The sequence below is a fragment of the Bradyrhizobium prioriisuperbiae genome (assembly GCF_032397745.1).
Taxonomy (GTDB): Bacteria; Pseudomonadota; Alphaproteobacteria; order Rhizobiales; family Xanthobacteraceae; genus Bradyrhizobium_A; species Bradyrhizobium_A prioriisuperbiae.
Window position 1 is genome coordinate 6,292,567 of sequence record NZ_CP135921.1, and the last position, 23,968, is coordinate 6,316,534.

At 61.4% G+C, this 23,968-nt stretch carries 27 protein-coding genes; 14 read left to right on the plus strand and 13 right to left on the minus strand.

Annotation, left to right across the window (positions count from 1 at the left end):
- Positions 1-12: 12 nt before the first annotated feature.
- Entirely contained in the window at positions 13-1,320 is a 1,308-nt protein-coding gene (locus RS897_RS29780; RefSeq protein WP_315832276.1) for an MFS transporter, read from the plus strand.
- A gap of 44 nt (positions 1,321-1,364) precedes the next feature.
- Here RS897_RS29780 and RS897_RS29785 read toward each other — a convergent pair whose 3' ends face one another.
- From RS897_RS29785 to RS897_RS29815, 7 genes are all read right to left on the minus strand, one after another.
- Positions 1,365-1,814 carry a hypothetical protein gene (locus RS897_RS29785; RefSeq protein ID WP_315832277.1) on the minus strand — a complete coding sequence of 150 codons (450 nt, stop codon included), beginning with the start codon at positions 1,812-1,814 and terminating at the stop codon, positions 1,365-1,367.
- Positions 1,815-1,881: 67 nt separating this feature from the next.
- Positions 1,882-2,824 (minus strand): IS630 family transposase gene (locus RS897_RS29790; RefSeq protein ID WP_315832278.1). Its coding sequence is split into 2 segments (ribosomal slippage): positions 1,882-2,487 and positions 2,489-2,824, totalling 942 coding nucleotides; the frame shifts between segments, so codons are not numbered across the junction.
- A 211-nt stretch (positions 2,825-3,035) separates the two neighbouring features.
- Positions 3,036-3,509 (minus strand): SRPBCC domain-containing protein, encoded by a 474-nt coding sequence (locus RS897_RS29795; protein WP_315832279.1) that lies wholly within the window; start codon positions 3,507-3,509, stop codon positions 3,036-3,038.
- The gene (locus RS897_RS29800; protein WP_315832280.1) at positions 3,506-3,838 is read right to left on the minus strand and encodes an ArsR/SmtB family transcription factor; all 333 of its coding nucleotides are present in this window, start codon (positions 3,836-3,838) and stop codon (positions 3,506-3,508) included. Before RS897_RS29800 ends, RS897_RS29795 begins: the two co-directional genes overlap by 4 nt.
- Positions 3,835-4,302, minus strand: coding sequence for a VOC family protein (locus RS897_RS29805; RefSeq protein WP_315832281.1), 468 nt, complete (start codon positions 4,300-4,302; stop codon positions 3,835-3,837). Before RS897_RS29805 ends, RS897_RS29800 begins: the two co-directional genes overlap by 4 nt.
- A gap of 83 nt (positions 4,303-4,385) precedes the next feature.
- Positions 4,386-5,720, minus strand: a complete 1,335-nt coding sequence (locus RS897_RS29810; protein ID WP_315832282.1) for a sigma-54-dependent transcriptional regulator — start codon at positions 5,718-5,720, stop codon at positions 4,386-4,388.
- Complete coding sequence (locus tag RS897_RS29815; protein WP_315832283.1) at positions 5,717-7,561, minus strand: sensor histidine kinase; 1,845 nt, start codon at positions 7,559-7,561, stop codon at positions 5,717-5,719. The genes RS897_RS29810 and RS897_RS29815 overlap by 4 nt, the downstream gene beginning before the upstream one ends.
- A gap of 281 nt (positions 7,562-7,842) precedes the next feature.
- Here RS897_RS29815 and RS897_RS29820 point away from each other — a divergent pair, with 281 nt between their 5' ends.
- Positions 7,843-9,165, plus strand: coding sequence for a dicarboxylate/amino acid:cation symporter (locus tag RS897_RS29820; protein WP_315838786.1), 1,323 nt, complete (start codon positions 7,843-7,845; stop codon positions 9,163-9,165).
- Positions 9,166-9,249: 84 nt separating this feature from the next.
- On the opposite strand, the gene RS897_RS29825 is transcribed toward RS897_RS29820, so the two are convergent.
- Together RS897_RS29825 and RS897_RS29830 are read right to left on the minus strand one after the other, a co-directional pair.
- Positions 9,250-9,732 (minus strand): SRPBCC family protein, encoded by a 483-nt coding sequence (locus RS897_RS29825; protein ID WP_315832284.1) that lies wholly within the window; start codon positions 9,730-9,732, stop codon positions 9,250-9,252.
- Positions 9,729-10,088 (minus strand): ArsR/SmtB family transcription factor, encoded by a 360-nt coding sequence (locus RS897_RS29830; RefSeq protein ID WP_315832285.1) that lies wholly within the window; start codon positions 10,086-10,088, stop codon positions 9,729-9,731. The genes RS897_RS29825 and RS897_RS29830 overlap by 4 nt, the downstream gene beginning before the upstream one ends.
- A 171-nt stretch (positions 10,089-10,259) precedes the next feature.
- Between RS897_RS29830 and RS897_RS29835 the strand changes: the two genes are divergently transcribed.
- Complete coding sequence (locus tag RS897_RS29835) at positions 10,260-10,874, plus strand: 2'-5' RNA ligase family protein (protein ID WP_315832286.1); 615 nt, start codon at positions 10,260-10,262, stop codon at positions 10,872-10,874.
- Here the strand turns inward: RS897_RS29835 and RS897_RS29840 are convergent.
- Positions 10,864-11,409 (minus strand): GNAT family N-acetyltransferase, encoded by a 546-nt coding sequence (locus RS897_RS29840; protein WP_315832287.1) that lies wholly within the window; start codon positions 11,407-11,409, stop codon positions 10,864-10,866. The genes RS897_RS29835 and RS897_RS29840 overlap by 11 nt on opposite strands.
- Positions 11,410-11,473: 64 nt before the next feature.
- On the opposite strand from RS897_RS29840, the gene RS897_RS29845 reads away from it, so the two are divergent.
- The 3 genes from RS897_RS29845 to RS897_RS29855 are packed head-to-tail and all read left to right on the plus strand — an operon-like array spanning position 11,474 to position 13,238.
- Complete coding sequence (locus tag RS897_RS29845; protein ID WP_315832288.1) at positions 11,474-11,812, plus strand: hypothetical protein; 339 nt, start codon at positions 11,474-11,476, stop codon at positions 11,810-11,812.
- Positions 11,802-12,830, plus strand: coding sequence for a hypothetical protein (locus RS897_RS29850; RefSeq protein WP_315832289.1), 1,029 nt, complete (start codon positions 11,802-11,804; stop codon positions 12,828-12,830). The genes RS897_RS29845 and RS897_RS29850 overlap by 11 nt, the downstream gene beginning before the upstream one ends.
- Before the next feature lie 54 nt (positions 12,831-12,884).
- Positions 12,885-13,238 carry an ArsC family reductase gene (locus RS897_RS29855; RefSeq protein ID WP_315832290.1) on the plus strand — a complete coding sequence of 118 codons (354 nt, stop codon included), beginning with the start codon at positions 12,885-12,887 and terminating at the stop codon, positions 13,236-13,238.
- Between the two features lie 25 nt (positions 13,239-13,263).
- Here RS897_RS29855 and RS897_RS29860 read toward each other — a convergent pair whose 3' ends face one another.
- Both RS897_RS29860 and RS897_RS29865 read right to left on the minus strand, forming a co-directional pair.
- Positions 13,264-13,911, minus strand: a complete 648-nt coding sequence (locus RS897_RS29860; RefSeq protein ID WP_315832291.1) for a glutathione S-transferase family protein — start codon at positions 13,909-13,911, stop codon at positions 13,264-13,266.
- Positions 13,912-14,000: 89 nt separating this feature from the next.
- Complete coding sequence (locus RS897_RS29865) at positions 14,001-14,627, minus strand: PAS domain-containing protein (protein WP_315832292.1); 627 nt, start codon at positions 14,625-14,627, stop codon at positions 14,001-14,003.
- Positions 14,628-14,999: 372 nt separating this feature from the next.
- On the opposite strand from RS897_RS29865, the gene RS897_RS29870 reads away from it, so the two are divergent.
- The 7 genes from RS897_RS29870 (at position 15,000) to RS897_RS29900 (ending at position 21,608) form a co-directional block, all read left to right on the plus strand.
- Positions 15,000-15,755, plus strand: coding sequence for an ABC transporter ATP-binding protein (locus tag RS897_RS29870; protein ID WP_315832293.1), 756 nt, complete (start codon positions 15,000-15,002; stop codon positions 15,753-15,755).
- Entirely contained in the window at positions 15,748-16,491 is a 744-nt protein-coding gene (locus RS897_RS29875) for an ABC transporter ATP-binding protein (protein ID WP_315832294.1), read from the plus strand. Before RS897_RS29870 ends, RS897_RS29875 begins: the two co-directional genes overlap by 8 nt.
- Before the next feature lie 35 nt (positions 16,492-16,526).
- Positions 16,527-17,744, plus strand: coding sequence for an ABC transporter substrate-binding protein (locus RS897_RS29880; RefSeq protein ID WP_315832295.1), 1,218 nt, complete (start codon positions 16,527-16,529; stop codon positions 17,742-17,744).
- Positions 17,745-17,839: 95 nt separating this feature from the next.
- Entirely contained in the window at positions 17,840-18,703 is an 864-nt protein-coding gene (locus RS897_RS29885; protein ID WP_315832296.1) for a branched-chain amino acid ABC transporter permease, read from the plus strand.
- A 1-nt stretch (position 18,704) separates the two neighbouring features.
- A complete protein-coding gene (locus tag RS897_RS29890; RefSeq protein ID WP_315832297.1) occupies positions 18,705-19,670 on the plus strand; it encodes a branched-chain amino acid ABC transporter permease in 966 nt (321 codons plus the stop codon).
- Positions 19,671-19,944: 274 nt separating this feature from the next.
- Entirely contained in the window at positions 19,945-20,589 is a 645-nt protein-coding gene (locus RS897_RS29895; RefSeq protein WP_315832298.1) for a DUF47 domain-containing protein, read from the plus strand.
- A gap of 14 nt (positions 20,590-20,603) precedes the next feature.
- A complete protein-coding gene (locus RS897_RS29900) occupies positions 20,604-21,608 on the plus strand; it encodes an inorganic phosphate transporter (protein ID WP_315832299.1) in 1,005 nt (334 codons plus the stop codon).
- Between the two features lie 6 nt (positions 21,609-21,614).
- On the opposite strand, the gene sugE is transcribed toward RS897_RS29900, so the two are convergent.
- Positions 21,615-21,929, minus strand: coding sequence for a quaternary ammonium compound efflux SMR transporter SugE (gene sugE / locus RS897_RS29905; RefSeq protein ID WP_315832300.1), 315 nt, complete (start codon positions 21,927-21,929; stop codon positions 21,615-21,617).
- Between the two features lie 252 nt (positions 21,930-22,181).
- Between sugE and RS897_RS29910 the strand changes: the two genes are divergently transcribed.
- Positions 22,182-23,798 (plus strand): peptide chain release factor 3, encoded by a 1,617-nt coding sequence (locus tag RS897_RS29910; RefSeq protein WP_315832301.1) that lies wholly within the window; start codon positions 22,182-22,184, stop codon positions 23,796-23,798.
- Positions 23,799-23,968: the final 170 nt, after the last annotated feature.

Genomic DNA, 23,968 nt, shown 5'->3' on the forward strand with positions numbered 1-23,968 from the left:
CTGGATGAATTCATGACGACCGAGACAGCGGACTCATCATCGATGGAACGGGCACACCATGGCGGTGCGAATCCCGGCGAGATCGCGACTGGCGTCATCATCGGCCGGACGTCGGAGTTTTTTGATTTCTTCGTCTACGCCATCGCCTCGGTGCTGGTGTTTCCCAAGCTTGTCTTCCCTTATGTGGATCCGCTGACGGGGACGCTCTATTCGTTCGCCATCTTTGCGCTGGCTTTCGTGGCGCGGCCGGTTGGTTCGATCATCTTCATGGCGGTCGATCGCGCGTATGGTCGTGGCGTGAAGCTGACGATCGCCTTGTTCTTGCTCGGCACCTCGACCGTCGCAATCGCGTTTCTGCCGGGATACGACCAGATCGGGTCCGGCTCGGCGGTGTTGCTGGCGCTGTTCCGCATTGGCCAGGGGCTGGCACTGGGCGGCGCATGGGACGGCCTTGCATCACTGCTCGCGCTCAATGCGCCGGAACGCCATCGCGGCTGGTACGCGATGGTTCCCCAGCTTGGCGCGCCGCTCGGCCTGATGGTCGCGAGCGCATTGTTCGCATTTTTCGTCGCCAACCTGTCGGCGGAGGATTTTTTCGACTGGGGCTGGCGCTATCCGTTCTTTGTCGCTTTCGCGATCAATGTCGTGGCGCTGTTCGCACGACTGCGCATCGTTGTGACGCCGGACTACAAGACCCTGTTCGAGAGTCAGGAATTGCAGCCGGCGCGGGTGCGCCAGACGCTACGCATGGAGGGGCGCAATGTCGTGATCGGCGCTTTCGCGCCGCTGGCGAGCTTTGCGCTGTTTCATATGGTGACCGTGTTCCCGCTATCCTGGGTGTTTCTATTCACCCGGCAGGGTCCAGCACGCTTCCTGGTGATCGAGGCGATCAGTGCGGTAGCCGGTGTCGCGGCGATCGTGGCATCGGGGATGATTGCGGATCGGGTTGGCCGCCGTACGCTGCTGGCGGTGTCGGCGGCGGCGATTGCCGCTTACAGCGGATTTGCGCCGCAACTGCTGGACGGTGGCGACGTCGGCGAGATGGTGTTCATGGTGCTCGGTTTCGTGCTGCTCGGGCTTTCTTTCGGGCAGTCGTCGGGGGCGGTGGCCTCGAATTTCTCGATTGCCTACCGCTATACTGGCTCCGCACTGACGTCGGATCTTGCCTGGCTGTTAGGCGCTGGCTTCGCGCCCCTGGTGGCTCTGTTGCTGTCGAGCCATTTCGGGCTGATCTCGGCCGGCGCTTACCTGCTGTCGGGTGCGGTCTGCACGCTGGTGGCGCTCAGCATCAACAGGCAGATCGAATTTCGCAATCAGTGACAGCGGTCACTCGCCAGCGCTGCTCAACCATCAGGGCTGTTTTTTCAGGGCTGCTTTTTCTTGGCGCCTGCGCCGGCTTTGGCGCCCTGTAGCTTCGCCAGCATGGCACACATGTCTTTTTTGAAGCTTTCTTCGCCTGACAAGGCGCCGACCCTGAGTTTGACCAGCAGCAAGGCCCTGGTGCCGTTGGGCTCGGCGACAGCAGTGAAATCGAACAGAATGGCCTTGTGCGTAAAGCTCTCGGGGAGCTCCAGCTCCATCTGGCCCGCGGCGGGATTCGCGCTGACCACATCAAGCTTTTCCTGAGGTGCAATGATCCGCATCTGATTAACCGCACCTGCCGGCGTCAGATTGGGGATAGACGTCGCTGCGGTGTAGCGCGTGCCGGTCAGGGGATTGCCGATCGCGGTGAATTGGCAGGTCGCCTGGGCGATACCAGGAGTGGCGCATAGCGTTACGGCAAGTGCAATCGTCAGTCGTCTCGAAGTCATCATGCCAACCTGGTGTGAGAGCAAGGAAAAAAGGCGAGGGGCGTTGGCGGCAAACTAGAGCATGCTGTTTTTAGACAGAAACATATCCAGAGTTTGTAAGATAGTTTTTGCACTCCGCGGGTGAGAAGAGCTCAAGGAGCTCTCCGACCTTACGCCATGTCGCTTCGACGGTGCGCGGCTGCGCCTGGCGCATCAGATGTTTGAGCTTGGCAAAGACTTGTTCGATCGGATTGAGGTCCGGGCTGTAGGGCGGCAGGAAGATGAGATGCGCGCCTTTGGCCCGGATTGCCTCGCGCGCCGCCTTACCCTTGTGGCTGCCGAGATTGTCGAGGATAACAACCTCGCCTGCCGCCAAGGTTGGAGCCAGCACGTTCTCGACATAGAGCGTGAAGAGTTCACCATTGATAGGTCCATCGATGACCCAAGGCGCAGTGATCCGATCATGGCGCAGAGCCGCGATGAAGGTCAGGGTCTTCCAATGGCCATAAGGTGCCGTTGCTTCAAGACGTTGCCCTCTGGGTCCCCAGCCACGCAGCGGCGCCATGTTGGTTTTGACCCAAGTCTCATCGATAAAGAGCAGGCGCGACGCATCGATTCTGCCCTGGTAGGCCTTCCAGCGTTTGCGTCGGCGGGCGATATCAGGACGATCCTGCTCAGCCGGCAGGATCGTTTTTTTTGAAGCTCAGACCTTCCGCGTGAACAAAAACCCATACGGCGCGCGAGTCTGTCTTGATCCCGCGCTCGGCCAGTTCCGCCGTCAGTTTGCGTAAGGAGAATGGTCCGGAGCGAAGCCGCTGCCGCAGCCAATCAGCGGTCGCGCCCGACAGAACGCGCTTCTTGTGACCATTCATCTTGCCTGGCGCGAGGCTCCCGGTCTCACGCCTCAGATTCTTCCATTTGGTCACGCAGGATGGGCTGATCTGCAGAGCCGCAGCAATTGATCGCACCGTCTCGCCGGCATCCGCTCGCGCCAGAGCTCGTTCCCGAAGGTCTTCCGAGTAGGGTTGCGTCATACACGCGGGCTCCGCTTCCCAGCATGTACTTTGAATCAGAAACTCCCTCCCTTGGGAATCCCGATTCCGTCAAAAAACACCGTGCTCTAGAGGCAACAGGAAGCTTCGTCGCGTGACAATTCGCCTCGTTCCTTTTTCAGGAATCAGATTTTGCTGATGCAATCGACTTCGGCAAGTCCAGCTGGACCAGTGTGGAAGCTGCGCTTCATGGTTAAAGTTGTGTGCTCAAGGTTCGATAAACCGCCAACAACTCCTGCCACCATTCGCCGTGCCGCCGCAGAAAGACGTTGTCCGGCATGGTGTGGCGCGCCACATGGTCCGGTGGCACGCTGCCCCAGCCGCGATGCTCGACGGTGACCCGTGTTTCATTCCCGACCGGTTCGAACCGCACCTCGACGTCCGTGATCTGTCCCGGCGCGAACGTCGCCTGGCGCCAGGTGAAGGCGAGGCGATGCGCCGGTTCCCACGCCGTGATGCGACCGATCTCGAATATCTTGCCGTTCGGCAGTGTCTCGGTGAAGCGGCCGCCGAGGCCCAATTCGAACGCAATCACGCCGGGCGAGCGCGGGGTGAAACGGAATAGTTCGTTGGGGCGCCACCACTGGCTGATCTCGCGGGTAAACACATCGAAGGCGCGCTCCGGAGACGCCGCCACCCGCAACGACACCAGCACGCGAGAGGTCATGACGTTCGCTCGATGTGCGCTTTGAACGCAGCGAGCTGTGCGCTCCAAAGCTGTTCCGTCTCGTCAACCCAGCGCTTCAGGTCGGCCATCGGCTGTGGCCGCAGGCTGTAGACGCGAACGCGCGCATCGAACTGCGGGTGGGTTTCCTCGATCAGGCCGCTGGCCTTCAGAGTCCGCAGATGACGGCTGAGGGCAGGCGGGTTTAGTCCGACGGCCTCCGCCAATTCGCCGGCGCGGCGCGGCCGTTCGCGCAGCAGTTCGATCACGCGTCGTCGCGATGGATCGGCGAGCGCTGCGAGTGTGCGGTCGAGATGGCGCGCTGTGCTCAAACCCAGCCTTCGATCTTGAGCCCGCTGGCCTTCTCTGCGTCTTCACGCGAGACGAACCTGACGGCCTGACCGAAAATCCAGTGATGTCCTTCCGGATCGCGGGCGCGATAGGTTCGGTCGCCATAAAACTGATCAGCGGGCTCCTGGACGATTGCAGCACCTGCGGCGCGGGCCCTGGCGCAGTGCTCATCGAGTCCGCTTTCGAGCTGCACGTGGATCGTCTGCGTGTTCTTGCCGCCGACCGCAATTGGGCTCGCGACAAAGTCGCTCCACTCGGAGCCCACATAAATCAGGCCGGTGCCAAAGCGCATTTCCGAATGCGCGAGGTTTCCATCATTGTCGGTGATGACCATGCTGCGTTCAAAGCCAAAGGCCTGCTCCAGCCAGTCGAGCGCCTTCCAGGGATCTTTGTAGAATACGCCCGAGGAGAGGGTGGGACGGCGGAACGGATCGGTCATGGTCAATTCCTTCTCGAGATCGACAATATTTAACGATAGAGAGAAGTATTAGTCAAGCCCAACGCGTTGGCTCAACCGGTATGATTGCGTCAGTCCTGGCTGCGGTATTTGGTCTGGTCGATGCTGTGGCGATGCAGCTTGTCGTAAAACGTCTTGCGGGGAATGCCGAGCATTTCGATGGTTTTCTGCACGTCGCCGCGATGCGTGGCGAGAGCTTCGCGAATGAGTTCCGCTTCAAAGGCCTCGATTCGCTTCGGCAATGTCATGCCATCGCTCGTGTGTGGGGATGGCGTTGAATCGTTCGCAAAGCCGAGTGCGACCCGTTCGGCGTAGTGGGCGAGCTCGCGCACGTTGCCGGGCCAGAGATGGTTCTGCAGGTAGCGCCGCTCGGTATGCCCGATCGATGGCGGTTCGCGGTTGAAGCGCTTGGCGGCGTGGGACAGAAAATGTCCGAACAGCAGCGGAATGTCGCTTCTGCGCTCCCGCAAGGGGGGAATCTTGATCGCGACGACGTGAAGCCGATAGTAGAGGTCTTCGCGAAAGCTGCCCTGTTTGACCAGTGTCGGCAGATCAGTCTTCGTGGCCGCGACAATGCGAATATCGACATTGCGGATATCGTTGGTGCCGAGTGGCGTAATCTGCCGCGTTTCCAGCACTCGCAGCAATTTGACTTGTAGCGCCGGCGACATGGCCTCGATCTCGTCCAGGAACAGCGTGCCTCCCTGGGCATATTCGATCCGGCCGATGCGCTTCTTCAGTGCTCCCGTGAAGGCGCCGGCCTCGTGGCCGAACAATTCGCTTTCGATCATGGTTTCGGGCAATGCGCCGCAGTTTACGGCGACGAACGGCCGCGCCGCGCGCCGGCTCCAGCGATGCAGGGCGTTGGCCGCGACGTCCTTGCCGCTGCCGGTTTCCCCTTCGATCAGGGCGTCGACGTCGGCATTGGCGATCTGGCGCAAGGTCTGGCGCAACTGTTCGATGCGGGGGTCCGTTCCAATCAGCGGGTTATCGTCGGCGGCGGCCGTCATAGCACGGCGCAGGGCGCGATTTTCCAGCACCAGCCGTCGCTGATCGAGGGCGTGGCGAATGCTGCCGAGCAGACGGTCGGAAGCATAGGGTTTGGCGAGGAAGTCGTAGGCGCCTTCACGCATCGCGTCGACGGCCATGGCAATGTCGCCATGACCGGTGATGAGGATAACGGGAATTTCCGGATCGATGCGGCGCAGCCGCCGGAACAGCTCCAGCCCGTCGACGCGCGGCATCCGCACGTCGGTCACGACAACGCCGGTGAACTCCGCATCGATCTCGTCCAGTGCGGCGACGGCCGAGGCATAGGGAGAAACCGTCAGGCCGGCGAGCAGCAGCGCCTGCACATTTGCCGCGCGCAGATTTTCGTCATCATCGATGAAGGCGACATCTGTCATGCGAACCTCGGAAGTGTGACGGTGAAAATAGCGCCGCCGATGGCGGCATTGCTGCCCGAGAAGCTGCCGCCAAGCTCGCTCACGATATCCTTGGAGATCACCAGGCCGAGGCCAAGGCCCGTCGCCTTGGTGGTGGTGAAGGGAACGAACAGCGATTGCATCACGGTGTCCGGCAGGCCAGGTCCGTTATCGGACACGGTGATGGAGACGCGATCGTCGGTGCTGACGGCATCGATCCGGATTCTCGGCTCAAGGTGTCCCGTCAGGGCCTCGATGGCGTTCTGCAGCAAGTTGACGAAGACCTGTTCCAGACGAATGCGATCGGCTGCAATAATGATGTCGCCGCCGGCAATGGTAAGTTCGAAGCCGATCGCCTGCTGCCGCAGGCGATGTCCAACCAGCAGCAATGCACCGTCGATGGTCGATTGCAGCGAGACGGCTTCGACCTTGCTCGGCGACTTGCGCGCAAAGGCGCGTAGTTCGCCGGTAATGGAACCGATCCGATCGGTCAGGCTGGCGATCCTGGCCAGATTATCGCGCGTCTGCTGCAGATCATTGCGGGCGAGCAGGGTGGCTCCATTGTCGGCGAACGTGCGGATCGCGGCCACCGGCTGATTGATTTCGTGAGCCACGCTCGCCGCGATCTGGCCGAGCACGGTCAGTTTATTGGCCTGAACCAGTTCGTCCTGCAACTGGTTCAGTACTGTCTGGGCGCGTTGCCGCTCCGTCATCTCCGAACGCAGTCGGGTGTTGGCATCTTCGAGTTCGGCCGTGCGGTCGCGCACGCGGTCTTCCAGTTCGCGGCGCGTATTCTCCGCCTGGATGCGTTGCTGCTGCTGGCTGCGGCGCCGAATCCACCAAAGGGCGATAACGCCGAGGCTGAAGACGCCACCGAGCAGGGCCAGCGCGCGCGCGGCGGTCGTTGCGATGGTGATGGCGGCGTGGGTGGGCGTGAGCAGGTGCAGCGTCCAGGTGGTGGTCGGAACCGCGGCTGCGACCTCGATGAAATCGATGGGGGCCTTGGCGCGTGGCGGTTGCACCGACACCATGCCGGGCCGGCCACCTTTGGGATGCACCGGCAGGAGATTGAGTGGGGCGTTGCCGAACTGGAGCGAAGCGCGAATGCTGTCCTGCTGCTCGGAGGACAGCGGCACGGTCGACATGAAGCGCCAGGTCGCCTCGCTGGTCACCAGCACGATGCCGCGATCGTCGAGCACGAACACGCGTTCTGCAAAACGATGCCACTCGGCTTCGATCTCCTGGAACTCCACCTTGACCACGATCACGCCAAGGGGGCCGGACGTGGCGTCGATGCGGCGGGAGAGGTAGAGGCCGGGCTGCTGGCTGACCGTGCCGAACGCAAAGGCCTCCGCGCCGCCGTTCGCCATGGCGAGCTGGTAGTAAGGCCGGAACGCATAATTGTTGCCGACGAAACTGATCGGCGTCTCGTAGTTGCTGGCCGCGATGGTCAGGCCGGTGATGTCGAGCAGGTAGATCACGCCCGCTCGCGTTCCAGCGGCAAGTGTCGCCAGTTTGCGATTCAGCGGATCGATGGTGGCGGCGTTGGGGCGGGACAGGGCCTGGCGGACGTCCGGATCCTGCGCCAGCACGAAGGGCAGGGCGCGCTGCTTCTCGATTTCGCTCTGGAGCACGGCCACACGTTGCGAGGCGGTGGCCTCCGCTTCACTGCGCAGCCCAGCGAGCGCCCGCTGCTCCGCCCAGATGTGGGCGCTCTGATCGAGCGCCAGCAGCACGACGACGGCCGCGGCAACTGGCAGGAGCCACCATCGCCAGGATCGGCTGTGCAGCAAGCTGCTGTCCGAAACCAGTCTCAAAACCATCTGCTATCCACCTAAGGTGCCCGTGCGGGAAAACGCACATGCTTGGTAAAATTGTGCGGAAAATCGCACAAAATGTCCAGCGTGTTGTGCGCGATGCTATATTTTTGTGATGTAAATCAATGGCTTGAATGCTGCGATGTCGCTTGGCACGCCGCCTGCTTAAGGCACGCCACTTGCGGCGCGTCTGGCGCCGCCATTTCGCAAACAAGCCGCGATCCCAGGCTCCGCACAAGAAGCCGCCGCAGGATCGCAAGGAGGATACGATCATGCAGCCCATTCCGATGGCCGACGCCCATGCGGCCGTGCGTGCGTCCCAACCGTTCTATCGCCATCTCTATGTCCAGGTGCTGGCGGCGATTTTTGCCGGCATCCTGCTCGGACATTTTTATCCCCAGCTCGGCACCAGCCTGCAGCCGCTCGGCGACGCCTTCATCAAGCTGGTCAAGATGATCATCGCGCCGGTGATCTTCCTGACCGTCACCACCGGCATTGCCGGCATGGGCGATCTCAAGAAGGTCGGTCGTGTGGCCGGCAAGGCGATGCTCTATTTCCTCACCTTCTCGACGTTGGCGCTGATCATCGGCCTCATCGTCGGCAACGTGATCCAGCCGGGCGCTGGACTGAACATCGATCCTGCGAGCCTCGATCCGAAGGCGACGGCCTCCTATGCGGCCAAGGCACATGACGCGACCATCGTTGGCTTCCTCATGAACGTTATTCCGGCCACGCCGATCGCCGCGCTGGCCTCCGGCGATATCCTGCAGGTCCTGTTCTTTGCAGTGCTGTTCGGCATCGCGCTGGCGCTGATCGGTGAGAAGGCTGATCCGGCGATGACGGTGATGACGTCGCTGACACAGGCGATGTTCCGCCTGGTCGCGATCCTGATGAAAGCCGCGCCTATCGGTGCATTCGGCGCCATGGCCTTCACCATCGGCAAATACGGCATCGGCTCGATCGCCAGCCTCGCGTTCCTGGTCGCGACTTTCTACATCACCTCAGCACTGTTCGTGTTCGTGGTGCTGGCGCTGGTCGCGCGCTACAATGGCTTTTCGATCGTCGCGCTGCTGCGTTACATCAAGGAAGAGCTGTTGCTAGTGCTCGGTACCAGCAGTTCCGAAGCGGCTCTGCCGAGCCTGATGGAAAAGATGGAGCGGGCGGGGTGCAAGCGCTCGGTGGTCGGCCTGGTGATCCCGACCGGGTACTCGTTCAATCTTGATGGCACCAACATCTACATGACGCTGGCGTCGCTGTTCATCGCGCAGGCCTGCGGCATCCATCTCAGCCTCAGCGATCAGGTGTTGCTGCTGCTGGTCGCCATGCTGAGCTCGAAGGGGGCCGCCGGCATCACCGGAGCGGGCTTCATCACGCTCGCCGCGACCCTGTCGGTTGTGCCGTCGATTCCCGTCGCCGGCATGGCGCTGATCCTGGGCATCGACCGCTTCATGTCGGAGTGCCGCGCCATCACCAACTTCATCGGCAATGCGGTCGCAACCATCGTGGTGGCGCGGTGGGAAGGTGAGCTCGACACCGCGAAGTTGTCGGCCGCGCTGAGCGGCTCCACGGTGGAGGCGGATGTCGACGTGGTTCTGGCGCCGGCCGAATAAGCGCGACGGTTTAAACGACATCGCCGCACGCACCGGACATGGTGCGTGCGGCGATTTTCTTTTGAGGGATGCTTAGAGGCGCTCCTAAAGCGTCTTCACCAGCTTGTTGAGCTGGTCGATGCACGTGCCCCAGCCCTGATGGAAGCCCATTTCCTCGTGCTTGCTTTTGCCGGCTGGGTCCCGATGGATGGCGCGGGCGATGTAGCGGGTGACGTCGCCTTGCGTATCCAGGGTGACGATCGCCGTAAAGAACGGGTTCTCGGACGGGCGCCAGCCCCGCTTCAGCGCATCCGTCCACACCAGCCGTTCCTGTGGCACGATGTCGAGAAAGCAGCCGTCATTCGGGAATTCCTGGCCCTCGGGGGATCGCATCACGGTGCGGAAGATGCCGCCGGGCCGCAGGTCGATCTCGCAGGCCGTGATGGTCCAGGGTGCCGGCACAAACCATTTGACGACATGTTCGGGCTTGGTGAGGGCGGACCACACCAGAGCGAGCGGAGCGTCGATTGTGCGTTCCAGAACGAGATCGAGATTCGGGTCGATGGTCGGGATCGATGATTGTGTCACGTATCTGTCTCCTTGAGGCTCATCACATAGGCGTCGAACTGATCGAAGCGGCGTTCCCACAGCGCGCGCTGCTGGCTTAGCCAGTCTTCCGCGAGGCGGAGCTGTTGCGGGGCGAGGCGGTAAGTGCGGACACGGCCGGACTTCGCTGAATGCACCAGTCCGCATCCTTCCAGAATCTTCAGATGCTGGACGAAGGAGGGCAGCGCCATCTTGAAAGCGCCAGCGAGTTCGCTGACCGAGGCGGGGCTTTGGCTCAGCCGCTCCAGCACGTGGCGGCGCGTCGGATCGGACAGTGCGCGAAACACATGATCGATAGGCGGTGCCGGCGAACCCTGGCTGATAGCGGTGGCTGTCATTTCACGATTCCAGGCGGCTCTGGCGTGGCTGGTGAGGTGGCCCTGTCCGGGCTACGCGTGGACCTCTAGATCAGAGCAATACTTAGGTCAACACCTAAGTTTTGAGCTGAGGTCAGAGCGAACTTTACATACGCAATTGTTCGTGATTTGTTCTTGTCTTGGAGATTGCGTATGGCGTGGCGTCGAAGAAGTCATCCCAACCAGTTGCAATTCGACTTTGGGGGCGGCCCGGCCGAGCCGAACCGCGATCCTGTGTTCTTCGCGAACCTGATCGACCCCACCAATGCCGCCGCTCTCGGACGTGTTGCGCAGGCACAGAACGATCAGTTCGAATTGCAGGGAGCGTTGCGGCCGACGCGAAACCTGCACCTGTCGCTCAACCCGATCGGGCACCGTTGGATGCTTGATGACCGCTTGATCGATATTGCAAGACAGGCTGCGTCCACTGTCGAGATGTCATGCTTCGATCTCGTGTTCGACCGCGTCATGAGTTTTAAGACCCGGCAGCCGTATCCACTGGTCTTGCGCTGCGGTTCCGGTTCGGCATCGGTCATAGCGTTGTATCGTGCGATCGGCGAGGCGATGGCAGGCAGCGAATTGCGCGTGCGTGCTCCGTTATCGTTCACGCCCCACGTCACCCTGCTGTACGGCAGCAAGCTCGTTCCCGCGACGGCTTTGGACGAACCGGTCATGGTGCGGGTGCGCGACTTCACACTGGTGCACAGTCTCCACGGCCAGAGCTTGTACAAGGAACTGGGACGTTGGCCGCTGCGCGCTAACGTTTGAGCGGGTTGACGATCCGATACAGCAGGTGGGGTCGCAGAATATGGCCTACGGGCACGGTGGTATCATTGAAGTCGGCACCTGGAACATAACTCATGCCGACCTTCTCCATGGCGCGTTGCGACGGCAGATTGATATTCGAGGTGTAGCCGATGACCTCCGCGAGGTGCAGCCTGGTCCAGGCGACATCGAACAGGGAGGCAGCCAGTTCGGTCGCATAGCCTTGCCGCCAGTACGCGCGGCCCAGAATCCAGCCGATCTCCGCCTCGTGAGATCCCGGCACTTCCGGCCCGGGGCGCGATAGGCCGGCCCCTCCGATCAGAGCCCCGTCCAACTCGCGCTGGACCGCGAGAAAGCCGAAGCCGTTCTGCCGCAACTGGTCGATCTCGGCATCGATCAGGTCATTGGTCTCGGCAGTACTCAAGGTGCTGGGATAATAATAGCGCCGCACCTCGGCATCGGCATTGATGGCAGCGAAAGAGGCGCGGTCGCCGTCTTGCCAGGGTCGCAGGATCAGCCTTGGTGTTTCGAGCCGCATAAATCTTGGATCCGTGACGGATGAGTTCTGAGGGCGAGCCGCATGAGCGTCATGCCGCGGGAGAATGACGATCGACGTGACGATTGCCTTTTACGGCATCAAGAACTGCGAGGCCATCCGGAAGACGACACTTGCAAGACGATGCAGGTTTGGCTCGACAGTCACAAGATCGCGACCGGGCCGGACTGACCGAGAAAAGACCTTGAGGCTGCGCAGCCGACGACATCACCCGTTCGGACTAGTGATCCGGACCGCGGCGTTCTCGGATAGTCAAAGAAATGACCGGGCGCTCGGCCGATTTGCCGTGAACCTCGTCGCGGGCGAACCCGACCAACGTCATATTCGCAATGGTTTTGCTGAAGCAATTGACGTGACGAACCGGAAGGCGCTCCATGGCCTGTGAGCTGAAAGACGACGGCAAAACCTTTCCCGGCCGGACTTTATTTACGACGTCCGGCAGTACGTGTATGCGGCCGACTGCCGTCTATCTTTCGCCGAAACACCTGACTGCCGACAAATCCGCTTCGGGCAACGCGTCCTTGAATGCCACTCTGGACGTGGTCCTCTGGCTGCACGGATACGAAGTCCAAAGCCACACGGCTTTTTTCTACGACAATGCCTCCAAGGTGCGGGAGCAGGTTCGTGATTCCAACAAGGATGTGATCTTGATCGCGCCCTGGCTCGGCTTCAGGCATTCCGTCAAGGACGGGCCGAAGTCATCCCATTGGGAAGGAAAGTATCACTCGGAGATCCTGGTGGGGGACAAGTGGGGCGAGCAATATCTCGACGAGGTGCTTGGTGCCCTGGCGCGGCTGCAGAACCCGGATTCTCCGCCGAAGTTCGGTATCAGGAACCTCGTCATCGCCTGCCATTCCGGCGGCGGGGTCTCGATGCGCAATCTCGCCGTCACGCTCGGCAGCTATCGTGCCCAGCTGAAGGGGTGCTGGGGCTTTGACTGCCTCTACACCACCAAGCCCGCGGACAATGATGATGCCAGTTTCTGGTATAAATTTGCATCGGCAAAGAATGCCTGTCCGGTCGATATCGTCTTCGGTCCCACCACATTGCCGCAATCGGTCAAACTGGATCTGATGGGACGAGGGATCATCACCGGCGACGGCGACAAGGCCGTTCCGGCCCGGACCACGATCAATGGACTAAGCGTCAGGATCGGCCATGACGCGACATCGGCGCCGCATCAGAAGATCAAAGTTGACGACACTGATCCTGCCTTCCTGGATAATTTCACGTCGGCGTCTGTGCCGGCGAAAGGTCGACACAAGGTACCGGCGCCCGGAGCCTTTCTTCGGAGCGCGATCGAAAACCTCACCAAGGCGGTTAACTTTCCCGGTGACATTCATTATATGATCGCGCGCGGCGGTTTTCTGGACAAACTCAAGAATGCGAGCTTCTTGGGATAATGCGGACGATGAGGCGCCGCGGGCTCGCACAGCGATTTGGACGGGGCGTTCGGCGTGACCACTACCATCTATGGCATCAAGAATTGCGACACCATGAAGAAGGCGCGGGCGTGGCTGGACGGCCACAAGATCGCGTACGACTTCCATGACTACAAGGCCGCCGGCATCGACCGGAAGCGGCTCGAGAGCTGGAGCAAGGAGGTCGGCTGGGAGACGCTGCTCAACCGCGCAGGCACCACCTTTCGCGCCTTGCCGGATGCCGACAAGGCCGGACTCACCGAGAAGAAGGCCATCGCGCTGATGCTGGCGCAGCCCTCCATGATCAAGCGGCCGGTGCTGGATCTCGGCGGACGGGTCCTTGTCGGCTTCAAGCCGGAGATCTATGCGGCTGATGTCGGCAAGCGCTGACCATTGGTCTCTGCGTTGGCGTCGATCAGGACAGTGGCGGGGCGACGAAGCGCTGGAAGCCCGCGCGGCCCACTAGTCCCGCGTACCAGCGCTCCAGATGGGGCAGGGTCGGTTTGCGAACGCCTTCGACACCAAACCAGCGGCGCGCATAGGTGCCGAGCGTAATGTCGGCGAGGGTGAACTGATCGCCCTCAGCGAAAGTGCGGCCTGTGAGGTGGGCATCGAGGATCTGCCACAACGCTGCGACGGCGTCGGTGGCCTGCTGCAGCGCCGCCATGTCGCGCTGATCCGGCGGTGTTCGGACCAGCCCCCAGAACACCGGGCGCTCGGCCGGCTGCAGCGTCGAGAGCGACCAGTCGAGCCAGCGCTCGAGGCTGCCGCGGACTTGCGGCTTGCCCGGATAAAGCGTGGAGTTCGGATCGAACTGCAGCACGAGATAGCGCATGATCGAATTGGATTCCCATAACACGAAGTCGCCGTGCACCAGGGTCGGCACGCGTGCATTGGGATTCATGGCCAGATAATCGGCGTCCTGGGTGCGGCCGAATTGCATGCCGGCGTCGAGGCGCTCGTAATCGATGCCGAGTTCGTGACAGCACCACAGGACTTTTTGAACGTTGACGGAGTTGGCGCGCCCCCAGATCCGGAGCGGTTGAGCATCTTGTGATTGCATCTTGAAAAATCTGTTTGGGTGGGGTGGCCCACGGCGTGGCTGCGAACAATGACCGTGCAATAATTCCGCTCGGATCGCAACTTTGTCCGTCAGATCAGTTCGATGATGTCGCCGGGTGGAATGAGCCCGGGCCTGCGATGAGCCAGGTCACGATCGATGATGGTGCGCAGCTTGAAGACCGGCGCCGTGAGGTGGGCCCGCATCAGATTTCGGATCTCGAAGCCACCACTCTCGCTGATCGTCTTGAGCGAGGCGATGATGGTGTTGACGCCGTCGCCCTCGGAAAACGGCAGCAGTAGGCGTTCGTAGTCGACGGAGCGGCCGTAAATGTCATCAACCATTGAAATGGTGTAAGCGGGACGGGCTCGGCGATAACATTCCTCGTAGACCGCCACCGCGCTGGGTCCCAGTTTGGGGCCGAGATATTCGTCGAGATAGCGGCCCTTGCCGGCGCTGCCATGGGCATCGGCGGGCCGTATGCCGTCGCTTTCGATGATAAACCGCGGCGATCCTGGCCCGCGTTCGACCCGCAAAAACACCAGATCGGGCAATTCCTCGTCCATGCGTTCGGGCCGAAAATCGTCTCGGCACGGAACCCGTCCACCTCTGGCAAAAAGCCGCAGCCAGGCATTCAGCAGATCGCGCTGTCGGATCGATTTCACGATCGATGGAGACGCTGCCTCGAAATCAGTCGTGAAGCGGTTCTCGGGGTCCATTGTCCTTGCCCGGCGCGGATCTTTCAGAGCGATGGCGCCTCAGGGTTGCATGGTGCAGGAAACACTTCATGAAACGGCAGGAATTGCTGCAATCAGCCTTAATGACAGCCTGCCGGAGGGAGTGATGGATAAGGCGAACACCGGGGGCAGAGGCGAAACGTCCTGCAGACCCCTGGTAATTAGCCGAATATCCCCTTGGGGATAGGCCCGGAAGGTGCCTCGCTTTCCGGCTTGCAGAAAGCGCGGTCTTGGCGGCATAGTCCCGGCCAAGCTGGCTCCGGACGATGGCGTATGCCGTCTCCGAGGGCGACGGCATGTCACTAATCGGCCACGGCGGCGACACACCGCATGAAGGCTGTGGGGGAAATCTGATTGTCGGATGAGTTCATTCTCGAAACCAAGGGCTTGACCAAGGAGTTCGCCGGGTTTGTCGCCGTCAACGACGTCAACCTGCGGATCAAGCGCGGAAGCATCCATGCTTTGATCGGGCCCAACGGGGCCGGCAAGACGACTTGCTTCAATCTTCTGACCAAGTTTCTGACGCCGTCGCGCGGTCAGATTCTGTACAAGGGGCAGGACATCACGGCGCTGAAGCCGGCCGACGTCGCCCGGCTTGGTCTTGTGCGCTCGTTCCAGATCTCGGCGGTGTTCCCGCATCTGACGGCGCTTGAAAATGTCCGGGTCGCGCTGCAGCGGCAGCACGGTCATTCATTCGATTTCTGGCGCTCCAAGAGCGTGCTCGATCGGTTCAACGACCGGGCGCGCGAGCTTCTGGATGATGTCGGCCTCAGTGCATTTTCCGACACCCAGGCTGTCGAGATGCCGTACGGCCGCAAACGCGCACTCGAGATCGCCACCACGCTGGCGCTTGATCCCGAGATGATGCTGCTGGACGAACCGATGGCCGGCATGGGCCATGAGGACATCGACAAGATCGCCGCGCTGATCAAGCGTATCTCGGCGAAGTACACCATCGTCATGGTCGAACATAATCTGAGCGTGGTCGCGAACCTTTCCGACATCATCACCGTGCTGACGCGCGGCCGGGTGCTCGCGGAAGGCAACTATGCCGACCTGACCAAGGACGAGCGCGTCAAGGAAGCGTATCTGGGAGCGGGTCATGCTTGATAAATCGCCTGCGCCCAAACAGGCGGCGAATACCGCCGACACCGTGCTTTCGGTCGAAAATCTGGAAGCCTGGTACGGCGAATCCCACGTTCTGCACGGCATTAATTTCAACGTCCGTGAAGGCGAGGTGGTGACGCTGCTTGGCCGCAACGGCGCCGGCAAGACCACCACGCTGAAATCGGTGATGGGCATCATCGGCAAGCGTTCGGGGTCGATTCGCTTCAACGGTCAGGAGATCGTGCGCACATCCTCCGACAAGATCGCGCGCCAGGGTATCGCCATTTGTCCCGAAGAGCGCGGCATCTTCGCAAGCCTCGACGTCCGCGAGAACCTGCTGCTCCCGCCGACGGTGCGTCCGGGCGGACTCACGCTGGACCAGATCTTCACGCTGTTTCCCAATCTGAAGGAACGTCTCAACAGCCAGGGCACCAAGCTCTCCGGCGGCGAGCAGCAGATGCTCGCGATCGCGCGCATCCTGCGCACCGGAGCGCGGTTTCTGATGCTGGATGAGCCGACCGAGGGGCTTGCGCCCGTCATTATCCAGCAAATCGGTCATACGATTGCGCGCCTGAAGTCGGAAGGTTTCACAATCCTGCTGGTGGAACAGAATTTCCGTTTCGCATCGACGGTGGCGGACCGCTTCTACATCGTCGAGCATGGCAAGGTGATCGACGGGTTCGCCAACTCCGAACTGGAAGCGAACATGGACAAGCTGCACACCTATCTCGGCGTCTAACAATAGCGCTCAAAACTGGGGTTCAAGGAGGAAACATGAACAGGATACTCTCGGCTCTGCTGCTCAGTACGGCGATTGTCTTTGCCGGTAGTTCGGCATTCGCTCAGGATAAAACCGTCAAGATCGGTGTGCTCAACGATCAGTCCGGACTTTATGCTGATCTCGGCGGAGCGGGGTCGACGCTCGCCGCACAGATGGCGCTCGAAGATTCCGGCCTGCTGAAGAAGGGCTGGAAGATCGACTTGATTTCGGGCGATCACCAGAACAAACCCGATATCGGCAGCAACATCGCACGGCAGTGGTTCGACGTCGACAAGGTCGACGTCATCGTCGACGTGCCGAATTCCGGTGTCGCGCTCGCGGTCAACAACATCGTCAAGGAGAAGAACGGCGTCTACATCAATTCGGGCGCAGCGACATCCGATCTGACCAATGCGCAGTGCTCGCCGAACACCGTGCACTGGACTTACGACACCTACCTGCTGGCGCACAGCACCGGCGGCGCGCTGGTGAAGGCCGGCGGCGACAGCTGGTTCTTCCTGACGGCGGACTACGCCTTCGGTGCCGCGCTCGAGCGCGATACCACGGCTGTGATCAACTCTGCCGGCGGCAAGGTTGTCGGCGGCGTCAAGCATCCGCTGAACAGCTCGGACTTCTCGTCCTTCCTGCTGCAGGCGCAGGCTTCGAAAGCCAAGATCATCGGGCTTGCGAACGCCGGCGGCGACACCACCAATGCAATCAAGCAGGCGGCTGAGTTCGGCATCGTCAGCGGCGGACAGAAGCTCGCCGCGCTGCTGCTGTTCCTCACCGACGTGCATTCGCTCGGCCTCAACGTGGCGCAAGGCCTGAACTTCACCGAGACGTTCTACTGGGACCTGAACGACCAGACCCGGGCGTTCAGCAAACGGTTCCAGGACCGCATGAAGACCAAGGCGGCGCCGTCGATGGTGCAGGCCGGCGTCTATGCGGGCGTGCTGCATTATCTGAAGGTGCTGGAGGCTGCCGGCGGCAACTCCCACGACGGAGCCAAGATCGTCGCCCAGATGAAGGCGACGCCGACCGACGATCCGCTGTTCGGCAAGGGTACGATCCAGGAAAACGGCCGCAAGATTCATCCGGCGTATCTCTTCGAAGTGAAGAAGCCGTCGGAATCGAAGGGGCCGTGGGATTATTACAAACTGGTTGCAACCGTTCCGGCCGACCAAGCTTTCACGCCACTGTCCGAAAGCAAGTGCGCGCTGTTGAAGAAATAAGCCTTCGATCCCGGCGGCGTTGTTTGTCGCCGGGATCTCAATCTTCCCGCCCAAGAAAGCCTGACACGCGAGCCTGAGACGAAAGACCGATCGACATGCAAGCCCTTTACGCCCAGCTCCTGGTTGGTCTGATCAACGGCTCGTTCTATGCGCTGCTGAGTCTCGGCCTGGCCGTGATTTTCGGCATGCTCAACATCATCAACTTCGCCCACGGCGCGCTCTACATGATGGGCGCATTTGTGGCCTACTTCTTCCTGGAATATGCCGGCATCGGCTACTGGTGGTCGCTCTTGCTGGCACCGATCGTGGTCGGCCTGTTCGGCGTCATTCTCGAACGGACCATGCTGCAATGGCTGTCAGGCCTGGATCACCTCTATGGCTTGCTGCTGACGTTCGGCATGGCGCTGATCATCCAGGGCTTGTTCCAGAACTATTTCGGCTCGTCGGGCTTGCCCTATGCGATCCCGGACCTGCTGAAGGGCGGCGTCAATCTCGGCTTCATGTACCTGCCGATCTATCGTGGCTGGGTGGTGATCTTCTCGCTGATCGTCTGCATCGCAACGTGGTACCTGATCGAGCGGACGCGGCTCGGCGCAAACCTGCGCGCGGCCACCGAGAATCCCACCTTGGTGCGGGCCTTCGGCATCAACGTGCCGCGGATGATCACTCTGACCTACGGGCTCGGCGTCGGCCTTGCCGCGCTCGCCGGCGTGCTGTCGGCGCCGATTAACCAGGTGCGTCCGCTGATGGGCGCCGATCTGATCATCGTGGTGTTCGCGGTGGTGGTGATCGGTGGAATGGGATCGATCATGGGGTCGATCATCACCGGTTTTGCGCTCGGCGTGGTCGAGGGCATGACCAAGTATTTTTATCCCGAAGCCTCCAACACCGTCGTGTTCGTTCTGATGGTGCTGGTGCTGCTGGTGAAACCGACGGGACTGACGGGACGGGCGCACTGACATGACCTCGATCACTGAAAATGCAGCCCCCGTTCACCGCTCGAGCCGCGACGAAGTCGTCGCGTTCGTTATCATGGCGCTGGCGCTGGCGGTGGTGCCGTTCACAGGCATCTATCCTTATTTCGTCATGCAGGCGCTGTGCTTTGCGCTGTTTGCGTGCGCTTTCAACCTGCTTATCGGCTATGGCGGCCTGCTGTCGTTCGGGCACGCGATGTTCCTGGGCACCGCCGGTTATGTCACGGCGCATGCGCTGAAGGTGTGGGGCGTCGAGCCCGAATTCGGCATTCTGCTTGGGGTCGCGGCCTCCGTCGTGCTTGCCGTGATCACCGGCCTGATCGGCATCCGCCGGCAGGGCATCTATTTCTCGATGATTACGCTGGCGCTGTCGCAGCTTCTGTACTTCATCTATCTGCAGACGCCGTTCACCCACGGTGAAGATGGCATCCAGGGCGTGCCGCAGGGCAAACTGTTCGGCATTTTCAATCTCGCCCAACCGATAACGCTCTACTACACGGTGCTGATTGTCTTCCTGCTCGCATTCCTGCTGATTTTCCGGATCATCAATTCGCCGTTCGGCGAGGTGCTGAAGTCGATCCGGGAGAACGAGCCGCGCGCGGTGTCGCTGGGCTACAAGACCGATCAGTATAAGCTGATGGCCTATGTCCTGTCCGGTGGCTTGGCCGGGCTTGCCGGTTCGATGAAGATCTTTGTCGCGCAGAACGCCTCGCTGACCGACGTGCACTGGTCGATGTCCGGCGAAGTGGTGCTGATGACGCTGGTCGGTGGCCTCGGCACGATCTTTGGGCCGGTCGTGGGAGCCTTCGTCATCATTGCCATGCAGCAGTACCTGGCCCAGTTCGGTCAGTGGGTGACGGTGATCCAGGGCGTCATCTTTGTGGTCTGCGTGCTGACCTTCCGCCGCGGCGTGATCGGTGAGATCGCGCATTACTTCAAGCGTTCGCTGTAGTCTGCAAGACACGCGGTTTCGCCGAAACCGCTAGGGTCGCAATCAATACGTAGAACAGAGCCGCCCACAAACCGGTGGATGAGGGCGGAAACGGCGTCGCGGACGTCCCCGTTTCGCGCTGAATGATTTATGACAGTCACGTGACAGTGCGGCGGTTGCCTGATATTGGCGGCCTGCCGGGCGTCGGCGCGCACGCAACGGATTGATGGAACAGCATTTTTCGACGCAAGCGGGGTCTTGCGGGAGCGGAAAATGCGCAAGGCAGGGGAAGACGATGCTGCGTTGGTTCAAGGCTTTGCTGCCGCATGAAGAGGGCTTCTTCGAGCTGTTCGCGCAACATTCCCAGACCATCGTCAATGGCGCCGAGGCCCTGCAGGGGGTTCTGCGCGGCGGCGATGAGGTGCCGGCCTATTGCCAGAAGGTTAGCCAGTTCGAGCAGCAGGCCGACGAGATCACCCGCAGTGTGCTGACAGCGGTCCGCCGCACCTTCATCACGCCGTTCGACCGCGTGGATATCAAGGACCTGATCACGTCGATGGACGATGCGATCGACCAGATGCATCAGACCGCCAAAGCCGTGACATTGTTCGAGGTGCGCGAGTTCGAGCAGCCGATGCGCGAGATCGGTTCCATTCTGGTCGATTGCTCCAAACTGATCGGGCGGGCGCTGCCGCTGCTGCAGGCGATCGGCGGCAATGTCACGACCTTGACCGCGATCACCGAGGAGGTGACCAAGCTCGAAGGCCGGGTCGACGACCTCCACGACATCGGGCTCAAGGAGCTGTTTCTCAAACACCGCAACGCCAACACCATGGATTTTATCGTTGGCGCGGAAATCTATGACCACCTTGAAAAGGTTGCCGACCGCTTCGATGACGTCGCCAACGAGATCAACAGCATCGTGATCGAACAGGTTTAGGGCAGGGCCACCCCGTGGACGCCACTTTAGGTCTTCCGCTCCTTATCGGCTTGATCGGAGTCGCGCTGCTGTTCGACTTCCTCAATGGCTTGCACGACGCCGCGAATTCGATTGCCACCATTGTCTCGACACGGGTGCTGCGGCCGCAATACGCGGTGTTTTGGGCTGCGTTCTTCAATTTTATCGCGTTTCTGTTTTTCGGGCTGCATGTCGCGCAAACGCTCGGCACCGGGATCATCGATCCCGGTGTGGTCGATCCGCGGGTGATCTTCGCCGCGCTGATCGGGGCGATTGTCTGGAACCTGATCACTTGGGGCCTGGGCATTCCGTCGTCGAGTTCGCATGCGCTGATCGGCGGCCTGGTTGGGGCCGGCTTTGCCAAAGCGGGCTTCGCGGCCATGGAATGGAGCGGCCTGACCAAGACGGTGCTCGCGATCGTGGCGTCGCCGGTGCTCGGTTTCCTGCTGGCGCTGGTGCTGGTGGCCGTGGTGTCCTGGCTGTCGGTCCGCTCGACGCCGTTTGCGGTCGATCGGGCCTTCCGCACCCTGCAGTTCGTCTCCGCGTCGCTTTATTCGCTGGGCCACGGCGGCAACGACGCCCAGAAGACCATGGGCATCATCGCCGTGCTGCTCTACTCACAGGGCTATCTCGGTACGACGTTCAGCGTGCCGCTTTGGGTGGTGCTGGCGTGTCAAACCGCCATGGCGCTGGGAACGCTGATGGGCGGCTGGCGGATCGTGCGCACCATGGGCAATCGCATTACCAAGCTGACGCCGGTGCAGGGCTTCTGTGCCGAGACCGGCGGAGCGATAACGCTGTTCCTTGCCACCTGGTTCGGTGTGCCGGTGTCGACCACCCACACCATCACCGGCGCCATTGTCGGCGTCGGCGCGGCCCGGCGGACCTCGGCGGTGCGCTGGAACGTGGCGAGTTCGATCGTGATTGCCTGGGTCATTACGATCCCGGCGTCGGCTCTCGTTGCCGGGTTGAGCTACTGGATCGTCTCGGTGCTGCGCTGACCCAGGCTACGTCGCCAGTTTGAGGCCGAAAATACCGGCGACGATCAGGCCGATGCAGGCGAGACGGACCGCGGTCGCAGGCTCACCGAACAAGGCGATGCCGAGCAGGGCGGTACCCACGGTGCCGATGCCGGTCCACACCGCATAACCAGTGCCGACCGGAAGCGTCTTCAGGGCCAGTCCGAGCAGCAGAATGCTGGCCAGCATGCAGCCCAGCGTCAGCACCGAGGGCACCAGCCGGGTAAAGCCGTCGGTATATTTCAGGCCGACCGCCCAGCCGATTTCCATCAATCCGGCGACAAACAGAATAATCCAGGCCATGACAGACCTCTTCCTTCCGTGGACACACGTCTCCGGAACCCGGGGCGGTGTTCCCGGATCGTGTGATGGCAGAGCCGTCCCTGCCGCATGTGGGGAAGTGCGAGGTCGTCCTCGCAACTCAGATATAGGTACGGTTATCGGTCTGGTCAAAATTGGATGCAAGTGCATCCAATGTCGCACTTGACCGAACCGAAAAGGCCATATTCGCGGACCCCTTGATCCCGCCGCGTTTCTTTGTCACACGCACGCATCATGTCCGATCTTGCACTCACCACCGACGCCCCGTCGTCGCCGCTCGCCGCTGAAGTGGCCAGGCGGCGGACCTTTGCGATCATTTCCCACCCCGACGCCGGCAAGACCACGCTGACCGAAAAGCTCTTGCTGTTCGGCGGCGCCATCAATCTGGCGGGGCAGGTCAAGGCCAAGGGCGAGCGACGCAATACCCGCTCGGACTGGATGAAGATCGAGCGCGAGCGCGGCATCTCGGTCGTGACCTCGGTGATGACCTTCGAATTCGACAATCTCGTCTTCAACCTGCTCGACACCCCAGGCCATGAGGACTTCTCGGAGGATACCTACCGGACCCTGACCGCGGTCGATTCGGCCGTGATGGTGATCGACGCCGCCAAGGGCATCGAAGCGCGCACCCGCAAGCTGTTCGAAGTCTGCCGTCTCCGTGACATTCCGATCATCACCTTCATCAACAAGATGGACCGCGAAACCCGCGATCCGTTCGATTTGCTGGACGAGATCGAGAAGACGCTGGCGCTCGACACCACGCCGATGACCTGGCCGGTGGGGCGGGGGCGAGACTTCCTCGGCACCTACGACATTGCCACCGGTGGCGTCCGTCTGCTGGAAGGCGGCGGTGCCAAGACCGGTGCGGCCGAGAAGATCGAGATTTCCGAGCTCGCCGGCCGCAACGCCAATCTCGACGCGGAAGCCATCAAGGAAGAGCTCGCGCTGGTCTCGGAGGCCTGCAAACCGTTCGATCTCGATGCGTTCCGCGAGGGCCATCTGACTCCGGTATTCTTCGGCAGCGCGTTGCGCAATTTCGGCGTCGGCGATCTCCTGGAAGGGCTCGGGCGCTATGCGCCGCCACCGCGCGCGCAAGAGAGCAACCTGCGCAAGGTGGAAGCCGCCGAATCGCGGATGTCCGCCTTCGTTTTCAAGATCCAGGCCAACATGGATCCGAACCACCGCGACCGCATCGCGTTCGCGCGGCTGTGTTCGGGCAAGCTCGTGCGCGGCATGAAGGCGAAGCTGACGCGTACCGGCAAGCCGATGAGTCTGTCGTCGCCGCAGTTCTTCTTTGCGCAAGACCGCGCGCTGGCGGACGAAGCCTTCGCCGGCGACGTCGTCGGTATTCCCAATCATGGCACCCTGCGGATCGGCGACACCCTGACCGAGGGCGAGGACATCACTTTCGTCGGCGTACCCAGCTTCGCGCCGGAAATCCTCCGCCGCGTCAAGCTGACCGACGCCATGAAGGCCAAGAAGCTGAAGGAAGCCTTGCAGCAGATGTCGGAGGAGGGCGTGGTGCAGGTGTTTCGCCCGCGCGATGGCTCGCCGGCCTTGGTGGGCGTGGTCGGACAACTGCAACTCGACGTGCTGAAAGCGCGCCTCGACGCCGAGTATGGCTTGCCAGTAGACTTCGAGGTCAGTGAGTTCTCGCTGGCGCGCTGGATTGCCGCCGATGAGCGCAAGACCTTCGATGCCTTTGTCAACGCTAACGGCTCCAGCATCGCGGAAGATGTCGACAGCGATCTGGTGTTCCTGGCGAAGAACCAGTTCTATCTCGACTACACCCGCGAGCGCGCGGAAGGCATTGCGTTTACTAATGTCAAGGACGTGAAGAAGAAGGGGTGAGGGCGGTCGCGGCCGCCTCCTTTCGCGTTCCCGGTTTTATCCAGAACAACCACGATCCCTCTCTTGCGATCGAGCCCATGAGGTCTGATCGAGGGCGGCCGTCCGCTGCGAGAGCGTTTTCCAGCGAAGTGGATACCGGTTCGCGTCAAGAAAACGCGTTAAAATAAAAT